Source organism: Brevibacterium sp. OS20, assembly GCF_056837565.1.
The window spans coordinates 4083283-4091962 of record NZ_CM166367.1; the positions used below are offsets into that span (position 1 = coordinate 4083283).

An 8680-nucleotide genomic window follows, 5' to 3' on the forward strand; every position below is an offset into this window, starting at 1 on the left:
CTCATTACATCCAGTACTAATAGGGCTGTTCGTTCAGCCCAAAAACGGTGGTTGAATAGCAGCGCGTCTCTTATCAGTGCTCGGTTGTTTCACGTGAAACAACGAAGCGAAGAGGCCTTAGTTTCGACGATGACCCCCTGAGTTGGGGATATGACCTGTGCGCAGAACATGATCTAGTTCCCGCCTCAGCCCAGCAGACTGAAACAACCAGAAGTTCTATCCCACCCGCATACGCCTCAATACGCGGAGAACAGCTATCTTCGCGTCGAGCAGACTCGCGAACCAGCCGCGCGATAGTATTCGCCAGCACATGTTTCACGTGAAACGCACACTACACCGAAAACTAGTCGTGAGCAGATCACCGGTAGGTAGTGATCATCTCGCAAGCGCACCGATAGTGGACTGAGCACGCACGAGCCAGACGATGCCTTCCCACGCAACACAAAGCGAACCAGCACCGGCGCTCGCATGATGCCAACTTTGGGAAATCACGACACACTCGACACCGGCAAAGAATGGGCAACCCGAACGTTGTATCAATGGTCCTGACTCCGACTACTTCTTTCGGTGCACTTCGAAAGGCAGCTCGTTGCATCTTAATCGTTTGAAACGAGGTTCCACGTGAAACATCGCCATATACCCAATTCCTCAAAAGACGAAGTGCTCTGGTTCCGTGAAGATCGTTGAAAGTACGCGCCAAGTCACAACCCCTGAGTTCAGCGAATCCTGCCATTTGCTCTCATCCACTCCCGCGAAGAGAGGCTACGTGGGCCCCCGAGGAAAGATGCCGTTGACGTATTTCAGTGTCTTGTGGAGCGGTGACCACCGGTGGGCAGGTATTGATTCGACACTAAACCGCACGCGACAACCTTGAACTGTAGAAGTGCTTGTGTGAACAAGCGAGCCCGAAGACACGGTGTGTTCTGATGAATGCCATTCGACTTACAGCTGTTTCACGTGAAACACCACTCGCACATTGCCCCTGGTGCTCTATATCCGCGACCACCTTGCCGGCTCATAACCAACGCCCCGTCGGATCCGTATTCACGCTGATTCTCTGTCCCGCACAACCGAATATGCGGCTACAGTGGTCCATACTCTGCCTGCTACCGGCACTCCAACAGCCGGAAAGGGAGCTGGCGGAAGCGGAAGGGGAGCTTTGAATGCCTCTCTATACTTCCCACATACGTTCTCTCAGGAAGAGACATGCGTGGACTGAGAATCCCAAATCACCACTCGACTCACCGTCAGACGATTGATGCGATCAGAGTCCTAGCAGAGTTCCAGATCGCACTTCACCTACCTAATCACCCGAGACTCCCGGACGCTTCAAACATGGTTTCACGTGAAACAGAGATTCAGCCCGTGCGTCTTCGGGGAGTGACGCAGACGCTTGAGAACCAACATACCGCGTTTGAGTCTAAGGAGGCTCAGTAGGGTCCAGATGTGGTTGTGGAAAGCCGCGCTGCCTGTTGCACAGCCATAGCACCGACCTGTTTCACGTGAAACAAGGACCGGTCCACGCGCCATGCTTACCCTCCAACAAGTAATCCAAGCCGTCCGCAACCAAGACCTGGCTGCTCCAGGGGAAGCTCCGACAACCGATCCGTCTCGTCTGTTTCACGTGAAGCAAGACTTCAGGAAAACTCCTCTCGCAATGAACACCACATCCCACGGTATCGGGCCACCTGACCACATCAATGAGGCTACGGATTCCTGGAGTCCACCTCTTGACAGCGGAACATGCTCGCTCAGCAGTGCGCACATAGTAGCTGCAAGAGCCACCCCTGTGGACCTTCATTTTAGGCTTCCTCTGAATGCATCTCGTCTGTTTGCCAGAAGAAGCTCGAATTCAGTCAACAACCGCGTTCAACGGATGGAGAGTCGACGGCGAACGAACCTACAGTCGCGCCGTTTCACGTGAAACGGTGTGAACGCCATTGCACAAGCGAGAGAGTGGCCTATTACCGTCAATAGCGAAATGGTGGATACCGGCGCGTTGAATTGATACCACGGCCTCAACCAAGTTCCGCATAATGGAAATGGGCTTCGGGGCGAACACCCCGAAGCCCATCTTCGCCTAGAGCAAGCCGCTCAGAGCGCGTCCTCGTTCGGGATACCCAAAAGACCGAGAATACGGTCGAGGTCCTCTTGGTTCGCGAACTCCACACTCAACTTGCCCTTGCGTTTGCCAACGGAGATGTTCACCTTGGTGTCGAGTCGATCACCCAAACGTTCAGCTACAGCGATGAACTCAGGGGACACCTTCGTCGTTGTACGTGAAACATTGATGGAGTCGCCTCGGTTGAGCAGCACGACAGCTTCTTCCGATGCCCTGACGGACAGACCCTCAGCAACGATCCGCTGCGCCAGCACTTCCATATGCTCCGGATCGCGCAGTCCGAGAATCGCTCGAGCGTGACCGGCCGAGATGACGCCGGCAGCGACCCGTCTCTGCACCAGAGGAGGAAGACGCAGCAGACGCAGGGTATTGGAGATCTGAGGACGAGAACGCCCGATACGCTCGGAGAGTTCTTCCTGCGTACACCCGAAGTCCTCGAGCAGCTGGCCATAAGCCGCTGCTTCTTCAAGCGGATTGAGCTCTGCACGATGCAGGTTCTCCAAAAGCGCATCACGGAGAAGGTCTGTATCTTCGACATACCGGATGATTGCCGGAATCGTCGACAGACCAGCGTCCTTCGTCGCGCGAAGACGCCTCTCACCCATGATGAGCTCGAAGCGCGAGCGATCGCTCGGCTTCTGCCTGACTACGACAGGCTGAAGGACACCGATCTCACGAATGCTGTGGACCAATTCCGCCAGCAGATCTTCATCGAAGACCGTTCGCGGCTGCCTGGGGTTCGCATCGATGAGATCGACATCGATCTCACCGAATTCGGTATCCGGAATCGACTCGACACCTTCGAAATCGTCGAGTTCGCCCTCATTGGCAGTCTCTACGGTGTCGGAGTCACCCGGCTGTCCGATTGAAGCTGAACTGCTCGTCCCGTTATCGGATTCGGAAGCTGTCGAAGGTTCTGATTCCGAGGCCGCCGCCGGACGGGTCTCGTCTAGGGAATGCACTGCCTCTGATTCGACTACATTCGTAGTAGCAATATGCTCGTCAACTCCGCTGAGTCCGGACTGGCCTTCTTCATCCGCCTCGTTGTCAGCATGGCTTCGCCCAGATGACGTGTATACGCCGGGATGCGTTTCTCGAACATCATCCTCGGCCGACGATGCCGATGCAGTTGCCGAAGTGGCCTCTGGGACCTGAGAGTCATTGACGAGGTCAGAACTCACGTCAACAGCTTCATTGTCAGCCACTTGAACCGAAGTGGAATCAGCAGACGAGCTCGCCGCTGGAGTCTCAACTTCGCCTGAGCCCGTTGCTGAGTCAGAGACCGAGGCGGAGGACGATGTCTTCCGCGTCGTATTCTTCGGCGCTGCAGACGCCTTCTGTGCGCTCTCAACTGAGGAAGCAGAGGACGGACCGGACGCCGGCCGAGCAGAAGAAGACCCAGCCTTCGTCTTCGTTGACGTCGATTTGGCGCCAGCAGAAGTTCTGGAGGAACCGCTCCCGGTCGCCTTCTGTGCAGTCGCCTTCGATGCGTTCGACTTCACCGTCGATGCCTTCGTTCCCGACGTCTTGGAGGTCGCCGTCTTCGTCCCTGTCGACTTAGACGCAGTGGACTTAGAAGCGGTCGGTTCAGCGGCGGTGGACTTCGAACCCGCGGCCTTGGACGCAGAGGCCGTGGACGACGCAGCCTTGGCCGTTCCCGATTTCGCCGACCCGGCCTTCGCCGACCCGGCCTTCGCCGACCCGGCCTTCGAAGATGCTGTCTTCGAGGCAGCCGCCTCAGTCTCAGTATCTGCCCCGGAAGTCGTGGACGGCGATCGAGTTGTCCCGGATGCCTTCGGCTTGCGTCGTCGGGACGACTGCATAGACGCAGCCGGGTCCGTGCGAGCAGTACGCGACGTCTTCGCCTCGCTCTCGCGGTTGCCGTCTTCCGAGTTCCCGCCCGAGAAGAACACATCGACGGGACGATCATTGGAGTTCGCGTCGGGGATCAAGGCTCCGAGCCCGCGCCCCAGGCCCCTCTTCTTGCGTTCAACCACGACTTACTCCTCGATTCGCAATTTCTTCGGCGGCTTCCCGATAGGACAAGGCGCCGCTGGAATGTGGGTCATATGAGATCACGGTCTGGCCATAGCTCGGTGCTTCGGAGATCCTCACCGAACGCGGAATGGCGGTACCGAGGACCTGCTCCGGGAAGTGAGTGCGCACATCTTCAGCGACCTGAGCACTGAGGTTCGTCCGTCCGTCATACATTGTCAGCAGAATCGTTGTGATCGCCAATTCGGGATTGAGGTGCTTCTGGATGAGCTGGATGTTCTTCAGCAGCTGGCTGAGGCCTTCGAGTGCATAGTATTCGCACTGGATTGGAATGAGCACCTCGCGAGCGGCCACGAAAGCGTTCACCGTCAGCAGACCGAGGCTGGGCGGGCAGTCGATGATGATGTAGTCGACACGGTCTCCCGCTGCTTCCTCCTCCTTGAGGTAGATGCCCAAGGCACGTTGCAATCGCTGTTCACGCGCGACGAGAGACACGAGTTCGATCTCCGCACCGGCGAGGTCGATGGTGGCCGGTACGCACTTGAGAGTGTCGAAGTCAGGACACTGCGCCACAGCCTCTCGCATCGGCACATCATCGATGAGGACGTCATAGATGCTCGTGACCTCGGAATAGTGGTCGATTCCCAGGGCGGTGCTCGCGTTTCCCTGCGGATCGATGTCGATGAGCAGCACATTGAGCCCCTGATTGGCCAGAGCCGCTGCGATGTTCACCGCCGTCGTGGTCTTTCCGACGCCACCCTTCTGGTTCGCGATTGTGAAGATACGGGTCGAGTCCGGCCGTGGAAAGGTTGTCTGCGACAGTCGATCCGCTCGCCGGTTGTCCCGTGCAATCGCGGCACCAATGGGAGACGACTCATCCATGATCGGCATAGGGCGCACTCCATCATCCATCGGTTTCACAAGGCTCTCATCCAGCCTAGACCAACTCTACTTCGTACTATTTCTTGACGATCTCGACGACACGACTCGGGACCTCGAGGATGCCGCCGCCATCGACGACGTGGATCTGAGGTTGGGACAGTCGATATCGCTTGATCAGTTTCTTCGCTTTGACCAGCTCGCCTTCGACGGAAGCTCCCTTGAGGGCGAGGATCCGGCCCCCGGGGCTGATCACCTCGCGGGTCCATTCGATGAGAGTCGTCATCGCCTTGACCGCGCGTGCGGTGACGACCGTGAACATCTCCTCGTCGACGAGTTCCTCGACGCGTGCACGCACGATTCGCACATTCTTCAGGCCCAGATCGTCGACGACCATATTCAGCCATTCGACGCGGCGTTCCATCGGTTCGATGAGGACGATCTTCGCCTCGGGGCGCATCAGTGCGATCGGAATACCCGGCAATCCGGCACCGCTGCCGACATCACCGACGACATCATCAACATTGATGTATTCGGCAACCACAGCGCAGTTGAGAATATGCCGAGTCCACAGCCGATCGACCTCGCGCGGACCGATGAGCCCCCACTCGATTCCGGTCGTGGCCAAGTGCTCGGCATACCGCTGCGCGGCAGGATAAGCCGCACCGAAGTACTCTTCAGTGCCTGCCGGAGGCGACTCGATCTCCGCTGTCGTCGGCTCGGTCGAGAACTCCGCCTCGGTCGAGAGCTCGGGGTCGTTCTCGGGCTGATCAGTCATCGGCGAGCCGGATGACGACGTGACGACCGTCGCCCTCACCCTCAGACTCCGAGACCAGGCCGGCGCGGGCAGCTTGGTCATGGATGATCTTACGTTCGAAGCTGTTCATCGGCTTGAACGCGAACTCCTCGCCGCCGTCCTTGACTTCGGCGATTGCGCGCTTGGCCTTCTTGACCAGCTCTTCGCGACGGCTGTTGCGGAAACCGTCGATATCGAGCATCAGCCACGACCGTTGACCGGTCTGGGTCTGCACCGCCAGACGGCTGAGTTCCTGAAGCGCACCGAGGGTGCGGCCCTCGCGGCCGACCAGGGTGCCCAGGTTGGAGTCCTCGTCGTCCTCGCAGACGATGGACAGCTGTGCACGGCCGTCGGCGACATCGATATCGATATCGCCATCGATGTCGGCCAGATCCATCAGCTCTTCGAGGTAGTCCGCAGCGATCTCGCCCTCTTCTTCGAGGAGTTCGGCACGGCTCGGCTTCGGCGAGGTCTCCTCCGGAGTCTCTTCCGGTGTCTGTGCGGAGGTCTCGTCGATCTTCTCTTCGGTCATGTCTGTCCTCAGCGCTTCTTGTTCTTCTTACGGTTCTTGCTCACGGGCTGCTGCCGCTGGCCGCTCTTCTTCGGGGCCTCCTCGGTGACGGTCGATCCCTTGAGCTCATCCTGCTTCAGAGTCTTGCCCTTGCGAGCCTTGCGCTCAAGCATTTCCTTCTCGGCCTTCGAGCCGGGAGCGGGCATATTGCGGATGACCATGTGCTGCTGGGCCATCGTCCAGGTGTTCGAGACCAACCAGTAGATGAGGACACCGAGCGGGAAGTAGATGCCGCCGATGCCGAAGACGAGAGGCATCACGTAGAGCAGCATCTTCTGCGACTGCATCATCGGATTGGCCATCGCCGACTCCGACATGTTCTTCGCCATCATCTGCTTCTGCGTGATGAACATGGTGGCGGCCATGATGACGATGAGGACACCTGTCAGCAGCTTGACCGCAAAGCCCGGGTCGGTGAAGACCGCCGAAAGGCTGATGCCGAAGATCGACGAATTCTCAGCCTGGATCGCCAGCTGCTGTGTGAAACCGCCGATGGCTCCCACATCACCGGAAGCGACTTTCGGCATGTTGTGGATAACGCGGAAAAGCGAGAAGAAGATCGGCATCTGCACGAGCAGCGGCAGACATGATGCCCACGGGCTCGTCTTGTTGTCACGGAACAGCGCCATCTGCTCTTCGGCCATGGCCTGGCGGGAGTACTGGTCCTTCTTGCCCTTGTACTTCGCCTGCAGGCGCTGGATCTCCGGCTGCAGCAGCTGCATCTTGCGCTGCGACTTGATCTGGTAGACGAAGAGAGGGATGAGGAGAGCACGGATGACCACGGTCAGTCCGGCGATCGAAAGCACCCAGGTCCAACCGCTGTCGGCCGGGAGACCGATTGCGGTGAAGATCTCGTGGAAGATCGCGAGGATCCAAGCAACTACCCACTGCAGCGGGTAGAGCAGCTTGTCCATCCAGTCCATTCAGTTCTCCTCGTTACACCGATTCTTGCGCGAAGTTCATTTTGCCATTGTTCACAGGTCTGCGCGACACGACGTGTGCCCCTAGGCAGTCCGCTTCTTCACGCTCGTGCGCGGACTGCAAGTTCAATATATTCAAGTGTGTGCCTGACCGCGGTGGATGGTCTTCGACCTGGCCTCCCGCGCCGAGCCCGGCACATGGTCGACACCTCCGTGCGACCACGGATTGCACCGCAGTATGCGCCACCCAGTTAACACCACGCCCTTGAGAACTCCGTGTATCTCGAACGCCTCGAGACCGTACATGGAGCAGCTGGGATAGTAGCGACACACTTGGCCGTAGAGAGGTGAGATCACGATCCGATAGGCGCGGATGAACCAGACGAACGGCATCCTCGGTCCGATCAGGACGATCCAGCCGAGTGTCGGCCAGAAACCTGCCGGCCGGCGGGGCACCTCGGAGACATTCTTCAGATCATGCTCGGCGTCCACGACGTTCCAGCTTCTTCTCTGCCTTGACCAGCAGCTCGTCGACCTCGGCGGACAGAACGCTGAAGTCGGCCTGACCGGCATGCGGCAGTGCCCGGATGACGAACAGATCTCCTGCTCTCAGCTCTCCGAGTCGCGCACGCATGATCTCGCGCAGCCGACGTTTGGTGCGGTTGCGCACCACGGCGTTGCCGACGGCCTTGGATACGATGAAACCCACGCGTGCAGCGTGGGTATCATCGGTGTCTCTCAGGCTGTGCGCCATGAGATGCTCTGTGCGCACCCGGACCCCGGCTCTGAAGATTCGTCTGAAGTCTTCGCCGCTGCGGATCCGATGTGCCGCTTCAAGCATGCTCAGGCCGAAATGTCGGAACGTCCCTTGCGACGACGTGCAGCCAGGATCGAGCGGCCCGCGCGGGTGCGCATACGCAGACGGAAGCCGTGCTTCTTGGCGCGCTTACGGTTATTGGGCTGGAATGTACGCTTGCTCACTTCAGTCTCCGATTTCTAGGTTGCGGGTGAACGCCGGTGCGTTCTCACAAAAAACGGCGGTGCGAGTCTCGACCGCCGAGCACTCCTGTGCATAAGAGCCAAAAGATAATCAGGATAATCGGATGAAGCCCGGTACACAGGACACTCCATCTTAGCGAGGCGGAATCGGACCGGTCAAACGGGATCTGCATGTTTCACGTCACGCTCGCCCGAAATTCATCGCCATTCGCGTGTCCGTCACCAACCCTCGTCCACAAGTCACACCCATGTAGTTTTCCACAAGCTTATCCACGAGTGTGGAGATTCACTGGGCAGAGTCGGCACTGGTCCACATTCTGTGGAAAACTATGTGGAAGTCATGCACAGGTGTGGATCACGCCAGAACGAATTTTTTTGAAAGCTGAGGAAATGTGACG

Annotated in this window: 9 protein-coding genes; 1 reads left to right on the plus strand and 8 read right to left on the minus strand. The window is 58.3% G+C overall.

Annotated features, from left to right (window positions below; translation table 11 throughout):
• Positions 1 to 2094: 2094 nt before the first annotated feature.
• Complete coding sequence (locus ACVZTU_RS18160; protein ID WP_482401045.1) at positions 2095 to 3327, minus strand: ParB/RepB/Spo0J family partition protein; 1233 nt, start codon at positions 3325 to 3327, stop codon at positions 2095 to 2097.
• Positions 3328 to 3337: 10 nt separating this feature from the next.
• Here ACVZTU_RS18160 and ACVZTU_RS18165 point away from each other — a divergent pair, with 10 nt between their 5' ends.
• Positions 3338 to 4195: a hypothetical protein gene (locus tag ACVZTU_RS18165; RefSeq protein ID WP_482401046.1), complete on the plus strand. Its 858-nt coding sequence runs from the start codon at positions 3338 to 3340 to the stop codon at positions 4193 to 4195.
• Here the strand turns inward: ACVZTU_RS18165 and ACVZTU_RS18170 are convergent.
• The 7 genes from ACVZTU_RS18170 to rpmH all read right to left on the minus strand — a co-directional run bounded on the left by ACVZTU_RS18170 (position 4112) and on the right by rpmH (position 8264).
• Positions 4112 to 5008, minus strand: coding sequence for a ParA family protein (locus tag ACVZTU_RS18170; protein WP_139467600.1), 897 nt, complete (start codon positions 5006 to 5008; stop codon positions 4112 to 4114). The two genes, ACVZTU_RS18165 and ACVZTU_RS18170, sit on opposite strands and share 84 nt — an antisense overlap.
• Positions 5009 to 5075: 67 nt before the next feature.
• Positions 5076 to 5774 carry a 16S rRNA (guanine(527)-N(7))-methyltransferase RsmG gene (gene rsmG, locus ACVZTU_RS18175; RefSeq protein ID WP_482401047.1) on the minus strand — a complete coding sequence of 233 codons (699 nt, stop codon included), beginning with the start codon at positions 5772 to 5774 and terminating at the stop codon, positions 5076 to 5078.
• Positions 5767 to 6324, minus strand: a complete 558-nt coding sequence (locus ACVZTU_RS18180) for a Jag family protein (RefSeq protein ID WP_482401048.1) — start codon at positions 6322 to 6324, stop codon at positions 5767 to 5769. Before ACVZTU_RS18180 ends, rsmG begins: the two co-directional genes overlap by 8 nt.
• An 8-nt stretch (positions 6325 to 6332) precedes the next feature.
• Positions 6333 to 7286, minus strand: coding sequence for a membrane protein insertase YidC (gene yidC / locus ACVZTU_RS18185; protein WP_482401049.1), 954 nt, complete (start codon positions 7284 to 7286; stop codon positions 6333 to 6335).
• 132 nt (positions 7287 to 7418) lie between these two features.
• Positions 7419 to 7775: a membrane protein insertion efficiency factor YidD gene (gene yidD / locus ACVZTU_RS18190; RefSeq protein ID WP_482401050.1), complete on the minus strand. Its 357-nt coding sequence runs from the start codon at positions 7773 to 7775 to the stop codon at positions 7419 to 7421.
• Positions 7759 to 8124: a ribonuclease P protein component gene (gene rnpA, locus ACVZTU_RS18195; RefSeq protein ID WP_139909524.1), complete on the minus strand. Its 366-nt coding sequence runs from the start codon at positions 8122 to 8124 to the stop codon at positions 7759 to 7761. The genes yidD and rnpA overlap by 17 nt, the downstream gene beginning before the upstream one ends.
• Before the next feature lie 2 nt (positions 8125 to 8126).
• Positions 8127 to 8264, minus strand: coding sequence for a 50S ribosomal protein L34 (gene rpmH / locus ACVZTU_RS18200; RefSeq protein ID WP_039211706.1), 138 nt, complete (start codon positions 8262 to 8264; stop codon positions 8127 to 8129).
• Positions 8265 to 8680 lie beyond the last annotated feature (416 nt).

Coding starts and splice junctions, on each gene's coding strand:
- ACVZTU_RS18170 (WP_139467600.1), bottom strand. CDS start 5,008: ATGCCGATCATGGATGAGTCGTCTCCCATTGGTGCCGCGATTGCACGG.
- rsmG (WP_482401047.1), bottom strand. CDS start 5,774: ATGACTGATCAGCCCGAGAACGACCCCGAGCTCTCGACCGAGGCGGAG.
- ACVZTU_RS18180 (WP_482401048.1), bottom strand. CDS start 6,324: ATGACCGAAGAGAAGATCGACGAGACCTCCGCACAGACACCGGAAGAG.
- yidC (WP_482401049.1), bottom strand. CDS start 7,286: ATGGACTGGATGGACAAGCTGCTCTACCCGCTGCAGTGGGTAGTTGCT.
- rnpA (WP_139909524.1), bottom strand. CDS start 8,124: ATGCTTGAAGCGGCACATCGGATCCGCAGCGGCGAAGACTTCAGACGA.